12 protein-coding genes and 4 pseudogenes are annotated in these 18,760 nt (G+C 39.3%); 9 read left to right on the forward strand and 7 right to left on the reverse strand.

Going from position 1 to position 18,760, the window contains the following annotated elements; all coding sequences use genetic code 11:
- The first annotated feature begins 160 nt into the window (after positions 1 to 160).
- The gene (locus V5M36_RS15260) at positions 161 to 1,039 is read left to right on the forward strand and encodes an SMP-30/gluconolactonase/LRE family protein (RefSeq protein ID WP_338560525.1); all 879 of its coding nucleotides are present in this window, start codon (positions 161 to 163) and stop codon (positions 1,037 to 1,039) included.
- A 57-nt stretch (positions 1,040 to 1,096) separates the two neighbouring features.
- Here the strand turns inward: V5M36_RS15260 and V5M36_RS15265 are convergent, their stop codons facing one another.
- A complete protein-coding gene (locus V5M36_RS15265; protein WP_338560527.1) occupies positions 1,097 to 2,026 on the reverse strand; it encodes a LysR family transcriptional regulator in 930 nt (309 codons plus the stop codon).
- 111 nt (positions 2,027 to 2,137) lie between these two features.
- On the opposite strand from V5M36_RS15265, the gene V5M36_RS15270 reads away from it, so the two are divergent.
- The 3 genes from V5M36_RS15270 to V5M36_RS15280 all read left to right on the forward strand — a co-directional run bounded on the left by V5M36_RS15270 (position 2,138) and on the right by V5M36_RS15280 (position 6,833).
- The gene (locus tag V5M36_RS15270; RefSeq protein ID WP_338560529.1) at positions 2,138 to 3,313 is read left to right on the forward strand and encodes a fumarylacetoacetate hydrolase family protein; all 1,176 of its coding nucleotides are present in this window, start codon (positions 2,138 to 2,140) and stop codon (positions 3,311 to 3,313) included.
- Between the two features lie 132 nt (positions 3,314 to 3,445).
- Positions 3,446 to 5,233 (forward strand): IlvD/Edd family dehydratase, encoded by a 1,788-nt coding sequence (locus V5M36_RS15275; RefSeq protein WP_338560530.1) that lies wholly within the window; start codon positions 3,446 to 3,448, stop codon positions 5,231 to 5,233.
- A gap of 22 nt (positions 5,234 to 5,255) precedes the next feature.
- Positions 5,256 to 6,833 carry an aldehyde dehydrogenase (NADP(+)) gene (locus tag V5M36_RS15280; RefSeq protein ID WP_338560532.1) on the forward strand — a complete coding sequence of 526 codons (1,578 nt, stop codon included), beginning with the start codon at positions 5,256 to 5,258 and terminating at the stop codon, positions 6,831 to 6,833.
- Between the two features lie 69 nt (positions 6,834 to 6,902).
- Here V5M36_RS15280 and V5M36_RS15285 read toward each other — a convergent pair.
- The 5 genes and pseudogenes from V5M36_RS15285 to ptsP form a co-directional block, all read right to left on the reverse strand.
- Positions 6,903 to 7,064: pseudogene (locus V5M36_RS15285) on the reverse strand (helix-turn-helix domain-containing protein); the annotation flags it as partial.
- Between the two features lie 16 nt (positions 7,065 to 7,080).
- Positions 7,081 to 7,845, reverse strand: a pseudogene (locus V5M36_RS15290) (IS5 family transposase).
- A 258-nt stretch (positions 7,846 to 8,103) separates the two neighbouring features.
- Complete coding sequence (locus V5M36_RS15295; RefSeq protein ID WP_338560534.1) at positions 8,104 to 9,786, reverse strand: fructose-specific PTS transporter subunit EIIC; 1,683 nt, start codon at positions 9,784 to 9,786, stop codon at positions 8,104 to 8,106.
- Between the two features lie 4 nt (positions 9,787 to 9,790).
- Complete coding sequence (gene pfkB, locus V5M36_RS15300; RefSeq protein WP_338560537.1) at positions 9,791 to 10,723, reverse strand: 1-phosphofructokinase; 933 nt, start codon at positions 10,721 to 10,723, stop codon at positions 9,791 to 9,793.
- A 7-nt stretch (positions 10,724 to 10,730) separates the two neighbouring features.
- Positions 10,731 to 13,595: a phosphoenolpyruvate--protein phosphotransferase gene (gene ptsP / locus V5M36_RS15305; protein WP_338564263.1), complete on the reverse strand. Its 2,865-nt coding sequence runs from the start codon at positions 13,593 to 13,595 to the stop codon at positions 10,731 to 10,733.
- A 325-nt stretch (positions 13,596 to 13,920) separates the two neighbouring features.
- Here ptsP and V5M36_RS15310 point away from each other — a divergent pair.
- From V5M36_RS15310 to V5M36_RS15320, 3 genes and pseudogenes are all read left to right on the forward strand, one after another.
- Positions 13,921 to 14,274, forward strand: a pseudogene (locus V5M36_RS15310) (transposase); the annotation flags it as partial.
- A gap of 13 nt (positions 14,275 to 14,287) precedes the next feature.
- Positions 14,288 to 14,581: pseudogene (locus tag V5M36_RS15315) on the forward strand (DUF1376 domain-containing protein); the annotation flags it as partial.
- Positions 14,582 to 14,591: 10 nt separating this feature from the next.
- The gene (locus V5M36_RS15320) at positions 14,592 to 15,341 is read left to right on the forward strand and encodes an ATP-binding protein (protein ID WP_338560540.1); all 750 of its coding nucleotides are present in this window, start codon (positions 14,592 to 14,594) and stop codon (positions 15,339 to 15,341) included.
- 44 nt (positions 15,342 to 15,385) lie between these two features.
- Here the strand turns inward: V5M36_RS15320 and V5M36_RS15325 are convergent, their stop codons facing one another.
- Positions 15,386 to 16,132 carry an IclR family transcriptional regulator gene (locus tag V5M36_RS15325; RefSeq protein ID WP_338560542.1) on the reverse strand — a complete coding sequence of 249 codons (747 nt, stop codon included), beginning with the start codon at positions 16,130 to 16,132 and terminating at the stop codon, positions 15,386 to 15,388.
- A gap of 188 nt (positions 16,133 to 16,320) precedes the next feature.
- On the opposite strand from V5M36_RS15325, the gene V5M36_RS15330 reads away from it, so the two are divergent.
- Both V5M36_RS15330 and V5M36_RS15335 read left to right on the forward strand, forming a co-directional pair.
- A complete protein-coding gene (locus V5M36_RS15330) occupies positions 16,321 to 17,127 on the forward strand; it encodes a VOC family protein (RefSeq protein ID WP_338560544.1) in 807 nt (268 codons plus the stop codon).
- 39 nt (positions 17,128 to 17,166) lie between these two features.
- Complete coding sequence (locus V5M36_RS15335; protein WP_338560546.1) at positions 17,167 to 18,753, forward strand: bifunctional 3-(3-hydroxy-phenyl)propionate/3-hydroxycinnamic acid hydroxylase; 1,587 nt, start codon at positions 17,167 to 17,169, stop codon at positions 18,751 to 18,753.
- Positions 18,754 to 18,760: the final 7 nt, after the last annotated feature.

An 18,760-nucleotide genomic window follows, 5' to 3' on the forward strand; every position in this document is an offset into this window, starting at 1 on the left:
ATATCTCTATAATCTCTTGCCAATAACCCTTACTTATCAAATAGTGATTTTTAATCATTGGTAATAAACGCTATTCCGTTTTAATTTAATAAAAAAATGCGTGATTATTCATTAAAATCAACTGCCTTAATAAATGGATGTATTTTTCAGGACAATATAAATGGAAATTAAAGTATTTGTAGATATCAAAACACGTTTAGGTGAAGTCCCGACTTGGGATCCGATTCGTCAAAGCTTGTTTTGGATCGATATTGTGGACGGCCGTTTATTTTGCTGTGATGAGCAAGGTGGCAATTTAAGGGCGTGGGAAACTTTCCAAAAGGTTGGGTCTTATGCACTGCGTGAGCATCACAATGGTGCGATCGTTGCGCTTGAAGATGGTGTTTATAGTTTAGATTTCGACACAGGTGATTTAAAGTTCATTGTAAATCCTGAACCAGATATGCCTTTTAACCGTTTAAATGATGGTGGCGTAGACCGTCAAGGGCGTTTTATTTTTGGATCAATGAATCGTTTGGAAGAAGCTAAAACTGCATCTTTATATCGTTTAAATACAGATCTTTCTATTCAAAAACTCGAAGACAATATCAATACCTCCAATGGTGTTTGTTGGAGTCCTCATGGAGATAAATTTTATTTTGCCGACACTTGGCAAGGTGAAATTTGGTCATACGACTACGATAGTTCAAATGCAGGTCTATCCAACAAGCAAGTTTTTTGTAACATTGATATGCAAGATGGCGGCTCTGCAGATGGCTCAACGGTCGATAGCGAAGGTTATGTTTGGAGTGCCAAAGTCTATTCAGGACAACTGGTTCGTTACACACCAAATGGCATAATCGATCGTATTATTGAAATGCCCGTTAAAAAAGTCACAAGTCTGGCATTTGGTGGGAAAAATTTAGATGTGCTTTTCGTTACCTCTATGTCACAGCCACCATTGCCACGTTTCCCCGGAGATAACCAACTCCGAGGCAGTGTATTTGCGATTTATGGCTTAGGTATTACTGGTGTAGCCGAGACGCGATTTAAGGGCTAAAAATAAAACGATATATGATGTATTTATAATTATAAAATACATCATATATATTGAACCTCATTTAGTGTTTTTGAGTAATATACTCACAAAATTCTGAGCAATATCTGAAATAGGTTCGCATTTACGGGTCAATATTCCATAATCCTGTGCATCTAGAATCAAATCAGTTTCAACAACACATAATTGGCCATCTTTTACTTGTCGGCTCACCATGGCTTCAGGCAACATCGCAATCATGGGTCCGTCACTGAGCATTTTTAAGAACGTTTGCATGGACATCGTATTGACTGTATTTAAAGGCGTTTTTACATTTGCCTGCGCAAATGCTGCCTCCATTCTTTCTCGAATTGGTGTGCCTTTTGGATACAACACCCACGGCCATTCCAATAGCTCTTCCAAAGGATAAAACTTCTGCTGTGCACATGCATGCTCACTATTCACTACAATACAAAAAGGTTCTGGGCCCAAAGCTTGAAAATCAAAATATTGACTTTGCGTGGTTTGAGTAAAACGTCCTATTGCTAAGTCTAAAGTATGCTCACTGAGCATTTCCATTAGATGATCACTCGTCTGTTCTACTACATCAATCGAAAGCAGTGGCCACTGTTTTTTTATTTCAATAACAGCGTTAGGAATCACCATCGCAGTGGCAGCAAAAATCCCTCCTACTTTTAAAAATCCATGTCCACCTAATCGTAACATTTCAATATCTTCAACAAAGTGTTGTGCATCATTCAGCACGCGTTGTGAATAGCGAATCACATGTTGTCCTAAAGCTGTTACAGGCATACTTCTCGGTAATCTCTCAAAAACAGCAAAACCTAATAAATTTTCAATTTCTTTAAGCATTTTACTGATAGCAGGCTGACTTAAATTCATCTGTTCAGCAGCTAAATGCATATTATTGGTTCTTGCCAATGTTTCCAACAACACTAAGTGTCTATATTTAAACCAATTATTAAAACTCGAACAACTCAATTCTGCCATTTAAAAATCCTTTTTTTGATAACTAAATATTATTGATAATTAAATTATTATCATTGGTACTTATTGATCAGGAATCCTATCATAATTTTAAATATAACAAGGATGATTGACATGAAAGTAACACTGACTTCGACTAATTCACTACCTCTAGATGGCACAGAAGGATGTTTAATTGGTCGTGCGTGGATACCTAATAATATCGCTGGTCCCTCGCCTGTTCTTTTAAAAGGTAATCAAGTTTTTGATATTTCATCTCAATTCAGTACTATTTCTGAATTATTAGAAATTGATCAACCTGCTCAGGTTCTATCACAGATTGAAGGGCAGTTGGTCGGATCTATTGATGAGATTTTTGAAAATACTCAAGCAGTACCAGATCAGAGCAAAGCTTATTTCTTAACGCCTATTGATCTTCAAGTCATTAAAGCCGCAGGTGTAACTTTTGCCGCAAGTATGCTTGAGCGTGTAATTGAAGAACAAGCTACTGGTGATGCACAAAAAGCACAAAACATTCGTGAAGTAGTTCAAAGCGTCATTGGCGACAGTCTTAAAACGATTCAGCCAGGTTCTGAAAAAGCACTCGAATTAAAACAATATTTAATTGAACAAAATATGTGGTCTCAATATCTTGAAGTCGGTATTGGTATTGATGCTGAAATTTTTACTAAAGCTCCTGTTTTAGCTGCTGTTGGCTCAGGCCAGAATATTGGTATTCATCCAAAATCAGCATGGAATAATCCTGAACCAGAAGTAGTTTTAGTCGCTAATAGTCAGGGGAAAATATTAGGTGCTACTTTAGGTAATGACGTTAATCTTCGAGATTTTGAAGGCCGTAGTGCTCTGCTACTGAGTAAAGCTAAAGACAATAACGCCTCATGTGCAATTGGCCCTTTTATTCGTTTATTTGATAAAACTTTTAATTTAGATGACATTCGCGCATGCGATGTAGAGTTAGAAATTCAAGGCACAGATGATTTTGTACTTAAGGGTCTAAGTTCAATGTCCCAAATTAGTCGTGATCCAGAAGATTTAGCCCAGCAGACTTTAAATGAAAATCATCAATATCCAGATGGTTTCGTCCTTTTTCTAGGCACTCTTTTCGCACCGACTCAAGATCGTGAAAAACCGGGTGAAGGTTTTACTCATAAAATAGGTGATGTGGTACGAATTCATACGCCTAAACTAGGCACATTATTTAATACTGTTACTACAAGCGATAAAGCAAACCCATGGAGTTTTGGTATTACTTCATTAATTCGTAATTTAAAACAGCGTGAATTACTGTAAATTTCACGTACTACCTATAAGTGTAGTTGTATTTTCCAAACTTATCTTTTAGGGTCTTAGTCTCAAACTCCATGTAATAAATATTTTAAATACCAATTATTTGCACAATATTGAAGAAGTAAGGATCTGGAAATGAATGATCAGAATAAACGGATTTTTTTACGTAGCCAAGAATGGTTTGATAATCCAGAACATGCAGACATGACCGCCTTATATGTAGAACGCTATATGAATTATGGCTTAACACGTGAAGAGCTTCAATCCGGCCGCCCGATCATTGGTATTGCGCAAACAGGTAGTGATTTAACTCCATGCAACCGACATCATAAAGAATTGGCTGAGCGCGTTAAAGCAGGTATTCGGGATGCTGGTGGTATTCCTATGGAATTCCCAGTTCATCCAATTGCAGAACAATCACGTCGCCCTACCGCTGCCTTAGATCGTAATTTAGCGTATTTAGGTTTAGTTGAGATTCTGCATGGATATCCTCTTGATGGAGTTGTATTAACGACTGGTTGCGACAAGACTACGCCCGCTTGCTTAATGGCTGCAGCGACCACTGATTTACCTGCCATCGTTTTATCAGGTGGACCAATGCTCGATGGTCACTATAAAGGTGATTTGATTGGTTCAGGTACAGTTATCTGGCATGCTCGTAATCTACTGGCCTCAGGCGAAATTGATTATGAAGGCTTCATGGAAATGACCACGTCAGCATCTCCATCTGTTGGTCATTGCAATACCATGGGCACAGCACTTTCAATGAATGCTTTAGCCGAAGCTTTAGGAATGTCTTTACCGACGTGTGCCAGTATTCCTGCGCCTTATCGTGAACGTGGTCAAATGGCATATACAACAGGAAAGCGGATTTGCCAAATGGTTATCGATGGCTTAAAACCCTCTAAGATCATGACCAAAAAATCCTTCGAAAATGCGATTGCAGTTGCATCGGCTTTGGGGGCATCTAGTAATTGTCCTCCACACTTAATTGCTATTGCACGTCATATGGGTATCGAACTTACATTAAATGATTGGCAACGTGTCGGCGAAAATGTCCCCCTTATTGTCAACTGTATGCCTGCAGGTAAATATTTAGGTGAAGGATTCCATAGAGCGGGTGGTGTTCCTGCCGTGATGTATGAATTACAAAAAGCAGGTGTCCTACATGAGGATTGTGCATCTGTTAGTGGAAAAACGATGGGAGAAATTGCACAGCAATCTCAAACCTCGAATGCCGATGTTATTTTCTCTTATGAAAACCCACTTAAACATGGGGCTGGTTTTATTGTCCTGAGTGGTAATTTCTTTGATAGCGCTATTATGAAAATGTCAGTGGTCGGTGAAGCGTTTAGAAAAACCTATTTATCTAACCCTGAGGAAGAAAATAGTTTCGAAGCTCGAGCAATCGTCTTTGAAGGTCCTGAAGATTATCATGCGCGTATTAATGACCCTGAACTTAATATTGATGAACATTGTATTTTAGTGATTCGTGGTGCAGGAACGGTGGGGTATCCAGGGAGTGCAGAAGTCGTCAATATGGCACCTCCAGTAGAGTTAATTAAAAAAGGGATCGACTCTTTACCTTGCTTAGGGGATGGCCGTCAAAGTGGTACCTCAGCAAGTCCTTCTATTTTAAATATGTCGCCTGAAGCAGCCGTTGGCGGTGGTATCGCATTGCTAAAGACAAATGATCGTTTAAGAATTGATTTAAATAAACGCTCTGTCAATGTTCTTATTTCAGATGAAGAATTAGAACATCGTCGTACACAATGGAAACCGAACTTCCCCGCTTCTCAAACGCCTTGGCAAGAAATATACCGCAAGATGGTAGGACAACTCTCTACAGGTGGTTGTTTAGAACCAGCGACTTTATATATGCGCGTCATCAATGAAAAAAATCTACCGCGGCATTCTCACTAATCATAAATTTAGGAAAATCCAGATGAGTAATATTGGACAAAACTTTATTGCTGGCTCACGCAGTGCATTAGGGCATGAAATCTTACACAGTATTCATGCAACGACAGGTGAAGCCTTAGCTTATGAATTTCATCAAGCTACAGAAAGCGAAGTGAATCAGGCCTGTGAAGCAGCCAGCCAGGCTTTTAAAAGCTATCGTCACACTTCACCTGAACAACGAGCTCACTTCCTTGAAACCATTGCTGATGAACTAGATGCCCTCGGAGCAGATTTCCTTGAGATTGTTTCTCAAGAAACAGCTTTGCCGATTGCTCGTCTCCAAGGTGAAAGAGGCCGAACCAGTGGTCAAATGCGTTTATTTGCCAAAGTGTTACGTCGTGGTGATTTCCTCGGTGCACGTATTGATACTGCATTGCCTGATCGTCAGCCAATGCCTCGCGCTGATTTGCGTCAAGTTAAAATAGGGGTAGGACCGATTGCAGTCTTTGGTGCAAGTAACTTCCCGCTAGCCTTTTCAACAGCGGGCGGTGATACCGCTTCTGCTTTAGCTGCTGGCTGCCCTGTGGTGGTGAAAGCACATAGTGGCCATATGGCTACGGCAGATTTAGTGGCTCAAGCCATTGAAAATGCTGTAGAAAAATCAAATATGCCGAAAGGTGTATTTAACATGATCTATGGTAACGGTGTGGGTGCAATGCTAGTGAAACATCCGCTGATTCAAGCTGTCGGTTTTACAGGCTCACTCAAAGGTGGTCGAGCATTGTGTGATATGGCGGCTTCCCGCCCACAACCCATTCCTGTATTTGCAGAAATGAGTAGTATCAATCCCATGCTGATGCTGCCTGCCGCGCTTAAAACCCGTGGTGCTCAAATTGCTCAGGACTTGGCTGATTCTGTAGTAATGGGGTGTGGTCAGTTCTGTACTAGCCCCGGTTTGATCATTGGGATTAAATCAGCTGAATATAGCCAGATGATTGAGACACTGACAAATATCATGAATGGTAAGCCTGCACAGACCATGCTAAATGCAGGGACATTGAAAAGTTACGCCTCGGGTCTCGAACATCTAACCGCACATCAGGGCATTCAGCATTTAGCTGGTCACGAGCAACAAGGAACTCAGGCGCAGCCTCAGCTATTTAAAGCAGATGTACAGCTACTGCTGGCAGCAGATCAATTGTTACAAGAAGAGATCTTTGGTCCAACGACCATTGTAATTGAAGTTGAAGACAAGGCCCAATTGATTCAAGCCCTCAGTAGCATGAATGGTCAATTGACGGCATCCCTCATTGCAGATGAAGCCGATTTAACTGAATTTTCAGCAGTAGTGCCGATATTGGAAGAAAAAGCAGGACGGTTATTATTAAACGGTTATCCAACGGGTGTGGAAGTCTGTGATGCAATGGTTCATGGAGGACCATATCCGGCAACGTCGGATGCACGTGGTACGTCTGTTGGCACATTGGCCATTGAACGTTATCTACGTCCTGTATGTTATCAAAACTATCCGCAAAGTTTATTACCAGAAGCATTACGTGATGAGAATCCGCTCAATCTCTTAAGATTGATCAATGGTGAAATGACCCGAAATCCAATCTAAAAATATTAAAAGAGACCTGGAAATAGGTCTCTTTTTTATACAAACTGGCTTATTTTGAAATGAAAGTTATCATTTCTTCACGACAGTTAATTTTAAACTAAATAGATTTAAAAGTTTTAGCATTGTTTCTAGGGTTGGATTTGCATCTGATCGCTCTAGCTTCTGTAAAGTTTGAAGAGAAATTTTAGTGATTTTTGACATTTTATGTAATGTCAGATGCAGCTCTATTCTAGGGTCTGTTGACATTTCAAGTATAGAATTTACCCGATAAAGGTAGCCAAATAAATACACAAGCTAATGCAACTGCACCCTCATAGCTACACTTTAGCTTATCATATCGTGTTGCTATTCCTCTGAACTGCTTTAACCTACAAAATGCATTCTCAACTAAGTGTCTGATTTTATATAAATACCAATCCATATGGTCATTATTTGACTGTGTATTTGATTTTCTTGGAATATTAGCTTTAGTTTTTTTCGCAGATATTTGTTCCCTTAATGATTCAGAGTCATATCCTTTGTCTGCACAACATACTTCCGTTTCACTCAAATCCAGTTTTTCAATCATTTTTGGAGCAATCTTGACATCATGTGTCGTTCCATCGGAGATAATAATTTCAATTGGATTGCCATCTGCATCAACAGCTAAGTGTATTTTAGAACTATTTCCACCAATGCTTTTAGAAATATCCTGATCTTTTATTCCAGCAGAATGTTGGTGTGCCCGAACATGACTACCGTCAATAAAAACCCATTCCATATCAGCATTTTAAGAAATTAATTTAAATACTTTCATTAACTTATAATTTTTACACCAACGATTATATTTTTTAAATATTGGGTTATACGAACCAAATTCTTTAGGCAAATCACGCCAAGGACAGCCTGTTCTTATTCTATAAAGTATTGCTTCGACAAAATTTCTCAAATTAGATTTGAAATAGATATCAAAATTTCGGAAAATAGAAAGTAACTTAGACCATTGTTGATCATTCAGCATTGTACGAGGCATAGCGAGAGTAAAATTGGGTTTGGCGATTTAATTTTACTATCTCGCTATTTTTTTAAGCAACAAATGTCAACAGACCCTACAATGGATGGGGTGAATATTGGCTCGATTTGTAAGGTTGCAATCCTATTCAGCAACATCGCTCATGATCTATTACATGGACAAATTCAAGTAGAGACTCTCCAAATGATCCAAAATAGGATTGGGCATACTATTCATTTATTGCAACTAAATAGCTTTCACAAAGCTTCTATGAAGGGCTTATTCTAACCGTTGTTTTATCACGGCATAAGCTACACCAGTCACCACACTTCCAATCGCAATCGCCAATAAATATTTTAATGGATAATTCATCGCATTCGGAATGATCAGTACCATTACACCGCCATGAGGAGTGACTAGTTCACATTTAAATAATGCAACCAAAGCCCCAGTTACAGCACCACCTGCGATCGCGCATGGAAGCACTCGAATCGGGTCTTTGGCAGCAAACGGAATAGCCCCTTCCGAGATGAAACATAGGCCCAGAACTACAGCAGCCTTCCCTGCATCTTGCTCAGGTTTGGCAAATTTATGCTTTGCAAGAAAAGTTGCAATTGCCATACCCAATGGCGGCACCATACCCGCAGCCATAGTAATCGCCATCGGTCCGTATGTTTGTGACGTCAGTAAACCTACCGTAAAGGCATAAGCTGCTTTATTAATTGGCCCCCCAACATCAATACACATCATACTCCCAAGGATAATCCCCATGATCATGGCATTGGTCGTCCCCATATTGGCAAGGAAGTGTGTGAGTAATTCAAACAATTGTGCAACAGGCTGTCCAACCACATAAATCATGATTAAACCAACAGCTAAACTGGCTAATAGTGGAATAATCAAAATTGGTTTTAATGCTTCTAGGCTACTTGGGAGTTTAAGCTGTTTCGATAAAAATAACGCAATATAACCTGCAATAAAACCTGCAACTAATCCACCGAGAAAGCCTGCCTCTAATTGTGTTGCAAGTAAACCGCCAATCAAGCCTGGAGTTAAACCCGGACGATCCGCAATAGAATAAGCAATATAACCTGCCAGCATAGGTACCATAAGAGTAAATGCTGCAGCACCTATTTGCTTTAAGGATGCGGCAAAGCTTCCTTCAACAGGATTGAGGCCAAACATAAACGAGATGGCAATGATCAAACCGCCCGCCACCACCATCGGCAGCATGAAAGACACCCCTGTTAAAAGGTGTTTATAAATTCCAGTTTTTTCTTTGTTTTCATTTTCTGTTTTAGTGGCTGTTTGCTTACCCGTTTCAAGCACTTTGGCCTCAGCAATTGCATTTGCAAAAGTCTTATCCGTTTGCTTAAGGGCAAATCCTGTACTGCAGCGATATACACGTTTGCCTACAAAGCGATCTGTATTGACCTCAATATCCGTTGCTAAGATCACCACATCTGCTTTGGCAATACTTTCTGCCAATAAAACATTTTTAGCCCCAACCGATCCTTGGGTTTCAACATCAATCTGATAACCGTGCTTTACTGCACCTTGTTGTAAGGCTTCGGCCGCCATAAACGTATGCGCAACACCAGTTGGACATGCTGTAATGGCGACAAACCGTGCAACCCCTACATTGGCTGCAATAGTTTCATCTAAAGCATCTGAATGCTCAAGAACTTGTTGCAAAAGCATGATCGCATCGTGTTGTGCATTATTCAAACCAATGACTTTCACAACCTTGTCACGCAGTTGATCCGCATCTGCCGACTTCTGTCCAACAAAAACAACCGTATCAATAACATTTGATAAATCGAGATGCTCGACTGATGTCGCCACATCATTGGAAATGCCAAGTGCTGTTGCTGCTTTGGAGAGTTTTTTTGCCAAAATCACTGCATTAATCGGCTGCTCGGGACTATGTGGCACAAATAAAATATGTTTTATCTCTTGCATCGTATTAACTCAATGATTGGACTGAGATTTGCGATTTCAAATCTTCAATAACAGCAAAGTCTGGAAGGGCAAACCCAATTTGGGTCACAGCATTGCTCGCAATTGCGGTTGCTGTTTTCAATGTTTCTTCTGGGGAAGCTGAACTCAACAAGCCATGAATCATACCTGCCAGCAAGGAATCTCCCGCACCCACCGTACTTTGGACGGTGACCTTCGGTGCAGTAGCATGCAGGGATTGAGTGCGGTGAAGCCAGTTCACCCCGTTTTCACCCATCGAGACCACAATATGTTCGATCTGACTATTTAAACTGGCAAAAAGATGCTGCTGTTCTGCAAACGTTTCTGCTGGCAAATGGTAGGTTTCCGTCAACTCATCTGTATTAGGCTTAATCAACCAAGGATGGGCAGCAATTGCTGCTTTCAATGCAACACCACTGGTATCTACTGCGACTTTTTTACCAGCAGACTGTAACAATAGAATCAGTGTTGAAAGCTCTTCTGCAGAAAAACCTTGTGGCAAACTACCTGCAATCACAATCACATCAACCTCTAAAATCAGTTGAGATAGGCGTTCACATAATTGTTGTTTTGCTGAGGTATCTATAAAAAAGCCCTTGCCATTGATGTCAGTCATCTGACCAGAAGCTTCTGCAACTTTAATGTTTTGTCGTGTTTCACCTGCAACATAAATAAATTGGTTATCAAATTGCTCTTGCTGGATATGATGGTCAAAAATTTGACGGTTTTCTTGCCCCAAAAAGCCACTCACAATCAGTTCATGACCCAAATCCTTAAGGACCTGTGCCACGTTTAAGCCTTTACCTGCTGCATGGCTTTGGGCCGTTAACTGACGATTGACCTCGCCAACTTTTAGTTGATCCAATTGCACGGTGAGGTCAATTGCAGGATTCAGAGTAATGCTTAATATCTTAGCCATTCGGTAATTACTCCACCAATGCACGTACGGCAGTTGCACTGTCACAACTTAAGGCTTGCTGTGCGACCTGTTGGCAATTTATATAGTTCAAACCACGAATTTGCGCCTTCACCAATGGAATACTGGTACTCGACATACTCAACTCATCCACGCCCAAACCTATCAATACAGGCACAGCTTTTGGATCAGCAGCCAATTCACCACAAATGCCCACCCATTTACCATACTGATGTGCTGCCCGAACCGTTTGATCAATCAATAGCAAAATACTCGGATGTAAGCCATCAGCTTCAGCAGACAACAGTGGATGACCACGGTCAATCGCCAGAGTATATTGAGTCAAGTCATTGGTTCCAATACTAAAAAAATCAACTTCTTGAGCAAGAATTGGAGCCAACAATGCTGCCGCAGGAACCTCAATCATAATACCGACTTGTAAGTTTTCACATGGATGCTGTATGCGAACCTCATCCAAAATTGCTTTTGCTGCTCGCCATTCTTCAACCCGCCCAATCATAGGAAACATAATTCTTAATGGGCGATTATCCGCTGCTTTAAGTAAAGCAACCAATTGCTGACGTAACAACTCTGGCTTACGTAAAGTCAGACGAATACCACGTAAGCCCAAGAATGGATTTTCTTCCTTTTCAATAGGCAAATACGGCAAAGGTTTGTCCCCGCCCACATCAAGTGTACGTACCACTAATGGACGACCCGCCAAAGCATCTAACACCACCCGATAATCGGCTTCCTGTGTAGCCTCATCAGGCGCACTGCTGTGTGACATAAAGACCAATTCTGTGCGTAGCAAACCAATTGCTTCTGCCCCATCGGCCACAGCCTGTATCGTAGCGCCCACTTTGCCAATATTGGCTGCGATTTCAACTTGATGTTGATCCAGTGTGATGGCAGGTTCTAAACAATGCTGTTCCGCTTGTTCTCGCAACTCACGCTGGCGTTGGCGCTCTGCAATGGCATGATCAATCTGATTTTGCTCGGGTGAGACCACATACTCACCACTATCCCCATTAATTAGCACTGTGGCATGGTTCTCAATATTTAAAACAGCTACACCAGCACCTACGACTGCTGGAATAGCCAGAGCACGTGCCACAATAGCACTATGGGCACTCGCTCCACCAACCGCGGTCAAAATGCCTGCAACACGATCTTTATTCAGACGCGCTACATCACTCGGACCAACATCATGCATAATTAAGATATAAGGTTGCTCGGGTTCTGTGACATCGGCCACACCACACAAAGCAGCCAAAACACGCTCACCAATATCCCTTAAATCAGCCGCACGCTCTGCCAGTAAACGATCGCTAAGTGCAGCCTGTGCGGTAGCAGACACTTCAATATGATCATGCCAAGCTGCAGCAGCAGACAACCCTTGCTTTAAACCGCGTTGTACACTTTGGAGGAGGTCTGGATCATCCAGCATTTCCAAATGTGCCATGAATATCTGCTTAATGGCAGTAGATTCAGTATGTGCAATGAATTGACGTAAGCTATTTTTCACCTGATGAAGCGCAATTTCAAGCTTTTCATTCTCAGCTTTAAAACTCTGTCCGCGACGTTCATAACTAAATTCACGTGGCTTCACCACATGAGCAGGACCAAAAGCAAGGCCAGTTGATGCCGCAATACCGCAGCTACCCGTATCGCCATGTGATTCAAAAGGCATTAATTCCAAAGTATTTACGACTGGGTCACTACTGCTGTGCTGATGAGATACAAGATCAACAGGTTCAACATCTTCTCCTAAGCCCTGTTGAACTGCATCAATAATCTGTTCTAAGCCTGCTACAGCATCGGTATCAGGTTGTGCAATAAAAGTCAGAGTTTGACCACGACGGCATCCCATGGCTAATAATTTGGTTAAACTTTTTGCCGAAACGTATGCCCCATCATCTACAGCAATGAGAATATCCCCTGCAAATTTCTTGGTCATATTGACCAAGTATGTCGCAGGACGCGCATGTAGACCATGAGCATTAGCTAAGACAATACGACGAGATGGCCAATCAGGAATCAGTTCAGCACCAATTAACTGCGCCAACTGGTGACTATCTTGCTCTTGGTTGAGGGTAAGAACTTGTTCAGTATCAAACAAAATATCCATTAACCGTTGAAACCGTTGCATATCCAGTTGCTCATTACTGGCAATACACACCAAAGTCTTGAGCATTTCCTGCTGATGGCTTAAAACCTGTTCCGCTTTTACCAAACTTACAGCTGGGCTCAAAACATGCTGGTTAGAAGTGATCGACCAGACCCCCTCCCCTAAATGAATCATGCTGTTTAGCTTTAAACCCGACAGAAAACCACACTCCACCATTTTTTGCTTTTTCAGCAGCTGTGTTGCCTGCCAAATTAAATCTTCTACATCAAGTGCGGGAACTTGGGTGGCGATTAAATTTTCATGCAATGCCAAAGATGCGGGTTGGGCTTGTAATAATGCAATAATTTGCTCTGCGGATTGAGCCTGTTTCACTTGATCAGCGACATCATTAATTAAAGCCCGCGTCAAAATTTGTAAGACTTGCAAATGCTCATCTGATTTCGCAGCAATCACTACTGCTAAATAAATTTTATTTTCACCGTCCCAAACAACTCCTTCAGGAAAGTGCGCCAGACGAATACCAGTTTTTAAAATACATTGGCGAGACTGAGGCGTCCCATGCGGAATGGCAATTCCTTGCCCTAAATATGTTGCACTTTGTTGTTCGCGCGCGGTCAAGCCATAAATATAATCAGGGGTAACCAATTGGTCTTCGACTAAGATATCGACTAGACATTGCAACGCTTGTGCCTTATCAGTGGCGTGTTGTTTCATTCGAACATGTTGTATATCTAGCGCGAGCATAAAACGTCCTTGCAAAGCAGCATAGTGAGAAGCCATGCCTTTTTTACTGGAGAAAAAATAAAAGTCGAATTCTACTCAGGATTTACACAAAAATCTGTATATTTTGATTTTATCTTGATAATCATCATTACGACGCAATTAAGAAACGACGAGATTCTCCAGAGCTCAGTGTTGCGATAGTTGGGTTTAGTTCTAATTGAACCGCTCTATCTGATTTCAGGGGGTATATTTTACTTTTTTCATCGGATCACTACGCTTCGCTACGTCTTGAGAAGCAATGCGTCTCATCTCAGAAAGTTTGGGCTCCGACAAACCCGGTACGGTTCAGTTAAAAGAACAGCAGAGGTTTTATATTGTGCATCAAGATGAAGATGATTTATTGTCCTTTGAGGGTTTTCATGAATTACATTCAAGTCATTGGAAAATAGAGCAATATCACCGGGTGATTAAACAGGTTTGTCATATTGAAAAGTTTCAAGTAAGACGATCTAAACTGATTTTGAATCATATTTTTTCAGCCTTGATGGCCTACGTTGAGATACAAAAGAACCAGTTTGAGCGGATCTTTGAAAATGTATATCGTTGGCAGAAGAAATTATTTAGACCAGTTATCAAAAACTTCATTGATGACTTTATTCTCGATAAAAATCATCTGCTACCACAGAGAATCTATAAATAATAGTGCGTAAGTCCTAACTAATTTAAAAAATCAGGCATTACAAAACCAGCAAATCAAATCTAATAAAGCAAAAAATGCTGCTCAAGCACGCTGGAACAAATCTTCAAGCAATGCTCAAGCACACTCGCACCAATCACAAGAAAATGCTCCAGCATCTATTGAGGATACCCTAAGCATTACTCAAGCCATACTTGAACCATGCCCTTCATCTTCATCTTCATCTTCATCTTCATCTTCATCTTCATCTTCATCTTCAAATTTTGAAGAAAAAAATGAGGCTTTATTAGAAAACTCAAAATGGATTTAGGGGAACGAACATGAATACTATGCTTAAAAGGCTCCAGATTCACGCAGAAGCAACTGAAGTGCTTTGCCCTACCCATGATATCCCCCTGATAAAAATTGCTGGTCACAGGCTCTGTAAATTGTGTGCTAAAGAAATCGTCCATCATTCACATATGGCTTATGAGGACGAATTAAAACAGCGCTTATTGCACCAGAAAATCAGAAATTTAGGGCTTAATAAACGCTACCTAGAATGCGGTTTTAAAAATTATGTAATCACATGTCATGAACAAGACAATGCAATCAAACTATGCCAAGCCTTTGCACAACAGATTATTTCTGGTCATTCACCCAATCTATTGCTTATCGGCACACCTGGTACAGGTAAAACCCATCTAAGTGCCTCTATCCTTCGCAACATCCTACATAATAGTGTGAAATCTGCACGCTATTTCACCAGTGCGGAAATTGCTCAAAAAATGATGGATACCTGGTCTGATTCGTCTCATTCTGAAAAAGAATTAATCGACCATTTCTCAAGTTTTGATCTATTAGTAATTGATGAGTATGGCTTACATGATCGCCATGAGAAGCGCTTAGAAATGGTACATAAAGTTTTATATAGCCGTTATGACAATATGAAGTCTACGTTGCTTATTTCTAATTTGACATTACAGAGAATGAAGCAAGATTTAGGAATTCGTTTATGGTCGAGATTACACGAAAACAATTTAAATATAGTGCCTTGTTATTGGAAAGATAATCGTCTTAATTATATCTAAATTCAAAATAAAGGTAGCTGCTTGCTACCTTTATTATCATTAAACTAAAAATTTAGATTTTCTATTTTCCCAGAAATCTGCAAACTAGTTCTATGAATTTTGTCACTTATCTTTTTTAAATTATCTATACTTTTTTCTGGAACTACTATACTAAAACTTCCCATTAATTTATTTTTAAAAAAGATTGGTGAGGCAATACCATAAACACCAATATCTAATTCGCTATAAGTAATACAGACTTTATTTTTTCTTATTTCTCTTAAATATTTATAAAAACTATCATACGATTTATGTTCTGTAATTTTTAAAATTTCCATAGAGTGCTTATTATATATCTCCCATATTTTATCATCATTTAACCACGCTAATATTGATTTAGATGTAGCCCCTTTAAATATATCCATAGTTTTCCCTCTTTCATAACTTATATTAAAATCACAGTCACCCCCTTTAACCTGGTGTACACAAAGTACTTTATCCTCGCCATATAACCGAGATAAAACAACTACTGAATCCTTATATAAATTAGATATTTCCATCATTAAATTTTCAGCCGATTTAATTAAAGGATCATTTTCACGAATATTACGATCTAACTCAATAATTAAAGAGCCAAGAACATAATTAGATGGAGTTTTCTTTTCTAGAAGCCCTATAGATTCGAAATCAGATAAATACCTATAAGCAGAAGCAGTAGATAAACCTAGTTCTTTTTTTACTGTTTCTACATCTATAAAAGTACGAGTTTTAAATAGACCTAGCAACTTTGAAAAATTATGTAACTTTGTCATGAGTAGTACACCAAAACAAACAAACAAACTATTGTTTTTAAAAAATTTTTTAAAAAAAATTTTTTTAACCTAAATTTATGGAAACTTTTTATAGCATTTTTCTCAACATATAAGAATTAAAATTTAAGTAGAAAATATTTCATTCAAAATCACTGCAAACAAAACATTGGATTAAAAAGGAACTTTTTATGAAAGAGATTGGTGCACGTTTGAAGAAGCTTACTTTAAGCTCAACAACTCCAGAGAAACTTGCCGAATTTTATGCTCAAGCCTACAAACTTGATCTCTTAAAACAAGATAATCACTTTATATGTCAGAAAGAACAAGTATTATTGGAATTTATTCCTGGAGAATCAGGGCAATTAGTCCAAGTGGATTACATTTTTAATCATTATAGAGATTTTGAAAACTATAAATCATATTTAAAGGAAAAAATTGAGATAAATAATATCTCTGATAATGAATTTACTATTAATAATCCACTAGGACATATTGTAGGTTTTAGCTTTAATGAATATGAAAAAACTCATCCCAATAAATCTCCTCGGTTACAACATTTTGGAATACGTGCTGTAGATATCGACTCTCTCAGTAATTTTTATGAGCATGTTTTAGGATTTACCATTTCTGATCGCGTATATAACGAGCAACAAGAACTTACTGCTATTTTTATCAGAACTGACCAAGAGCACCATTCTTTTGCAATTTTTAAATCACCCATTAATCGTTTTGACCATTTTTCCTGTGAGGTGCGTGATTGGACAGAAATGAAGACGTGGGCAGATCATATGGCCAAATGCTCTATTGAACTTGCATGGGGAATAGGTCGCCATGGTCCTGGCAATGATACATTTTTCATGATTAAGGATAGTGATGGAAATATGGGAGAAATTTCGGCAGAGCTTGAACAATGTTCACCAGGTCGTCCAGTTGGCATTTGGAAACATCACCCTCTAACGCTCAATCAATGGGGCGTTGCGATTATGCGCTGTTAATTTTCAATATCAATCAACATATTCGTAAAAGGTAAAAGTATGGAAACTATAAATACCGAAGTTTTAATAGTCGGTGCAGGACCAGTAGGATTGATGTTGGCAAATATGTTGGCATCTTATGGCGTAAAGACCATAGTTATTGAAATAAATGCCTCCTATGAAGTTGAACCACGTGCAGTCTCAATTGATGATGAAAGTTTAAGAAGCTTACAACAAATAGGTCTTGCTAAAAAATTCTCAGAACAAATTGTTTTGGGGTATGGAGTCCAGTATTACGACTGGAATAATAAACCGCTCGCAGAAATTATGCCTGCTAATGAAGAATATGGTTATCCAAAACGTAATGCATTTCGTCAGCCGGATTTAGTTAAACTTCTAGCTGATCATTTGAATACCCAAAATAATGCATCTATTAAATTTGGTCATCAACTTATAGATATTCAAGAGACTAGTAATTCTGTTATTTGTGAAGTTCAGAATACGAATCAAGAATCAATTAAAATTCATGCTAAGTGGCTTGTAGGATGTGATGGGGGTAGAAGTTTTACTCGTGACTCAATAAACGTTGTTTTAGAAGGTCAAACATATCCACAAAAATGGCTGATTGTTGATTTAGCTGATCGAAAAAGTAGCTTAAAACACACTAAAACCTACTGTGATCCTTTAAGACCTGCTATTCGCCTACCAGGACCAAATAGAACTTTAAGATATGAGTTTATGTTACATCCTACTGATAAAGATCAGGATGTATTGCGTGAAGATGTTTTTAGAAATTGGATACGTGCAAGGGTTCCTGAAGACTCAAGATTACCCTTAGTACGCAAAGCTATTTACGGCTTTCATGCTCGTGTTGCCTCTTCTTGGAAAAAAAATCGAATTCTATTAGCAGGTGATGCAGCACATCTCACTCCTCCTTTTGCAGGACAAGGTTTAAACAGTGGAATAAGAGATGCGACGAACCTAGCATGGAAGTTGGCCGGAGTCTTACACTGGGGGCTCGATGAAAACGTAATTGACTCTTATGAATCAGAACGTAAACCGCATGCTGCAGCACTTATTAAAATGGCATTGCAAATCGGCACTTTTATGCAACCTAAAAATAAATTTAGCGCCATCTTAATGCAAAATAGTTTAAGGGCCGCTTGTTTCGTCCCTACATTCAAAGACTATATTTTACAGCTCAAATTCAAACCTAAACCACATTTCCAAAATGGATGGTTTATCAATAATGGGCCGCATAAATATGCTCAATTAGTTCCACAGCCTAAAGTTACTGACTTACATGGTAACACTCAGTTATTAGATGAATATTTAGGGAATGGATTTGCTGTAATTGGCTGGGCAAGTCAGCGATATTTTGACTCCATAGAAGAGTTAGTACCTAAAAATGTACCTATAAAGTTTCTTGCTTTACTAAATGAAAAGAATGACTGCAGGCATATGAAAGTTCCTGATCAATTCATTCTAATTCGTGATGATTCAGGATCAATAGCAAACCTTTTAGAGAAATTAAAAGCTGAAGCCTTAGTTATCCGCCCTGATCGGTATAGCTATCAAATTGTTCAACCAACAGAGCTATTCGCAGGTAAAAAGACAGTAACTGCAACAGAGATAGTTACCGCATAAACATTAA

The organism is Acinetobacter sp. KS-LM10, from assembly GCF_036896575.1.
In the GTDB taxonomy this organism is placed as follows: domain Bacteria; phylum Pseudomonadota; class Gammaproteobacteria; order Pseudomonadales; family Moraxellaceae; genus Acinetobacter; species Acinetobacter avistercoris.

What these genes read in the sequence shown, in the direction of transcription:
- V5M36_RS15280 (WP_338560532.1), top strand. Translation starts at nt 5,256, where the DNA reads ATGAGTAATATTGGACAAAACTTTATTGCTGGCTCACGCAGTGCATTA.
- V5M36_RS15265 (WP_338560527.1), bottom strand. Translation starts at nt 2,026, where the DNA reads ATGGCAGAATTGAGTTGTTCGAGTTTTAATAATTGGTTTAAATATAGA.
- V5M36_RS15270 (WP_338560529.1), top strand. Translation starts at nt 2,138, where the DNA reads ATGAAAGTAACACTGACTTCGACTAATTCACTACCTCTAGATGGCACA.
- V5M36_RS15320 (WP_338560540.1), top strand. Translation starts at nt 14,592, where the DNA reads ATGAATACTATGCTTAAAAGGCTCCAGATTCACGCAGAAGCAACTGAA.
- V5M36_RS15260 (WP_338560525.1), top strand. Translation starts at nt 161, where the DNA reads ATGGAAATTAAAGTATTTGTAGATATCAAAACACGTTTAGGTGAAGTC.
- V5M36_RS15325 (WP_338560542.1), bottom strand. Translation starts at nt 16,132, where the DNA reads ATGACAAAGTTACATAATTTTTCAAAGTTGCTAGGTCTATTTAAAACT.
- V5M36_RS15335 (WP_338560546.1), top strand. Translation starts at nt 17,167, where the DNA reads ATGGAAACTATAAATACCGAAGTTTTAATAGTCGGTGCAGGACCAGTA.
- V5M36_RS15330 (WP_338560544.1), top strand. Translation starts at nt 16,321, where the DNA reads ATGAAAGAGATTGGTGCACGTTTGAAGAAGCTTACTTTAAGCTCAACA.
- ptsP (WP_338564263.1), bottom strand. Translation starts at nt 13,595, where the DNA reads ATGCTCGCGCTAGATATACAACATGTTCGAATGAAACAACACGCCACT.
- V5M36_RS15295 (WP_338560534.1), bottom strand. Translation starts at nt 9,786, where the DNA reads ATGCAAGAGATAAAACATATTTTATTTGTGCCACATAGTCCCGAGCAG.
- V5M36_RS15275 (WP_338560530.1), top strand. Translation starts at nt 3,446, where the DNA reads ATGAATGATCAGAATAAACGGATTTTTTTACGTAGCCAAGAATGGTTT.
- pfkB (WP_338560537.1), bottom strand. Translation starts at nt 10,723, where the DNA reads ATGGCTAAGATATTAAGCATTACTCTGAATCCTGCAATTGACCTCACC.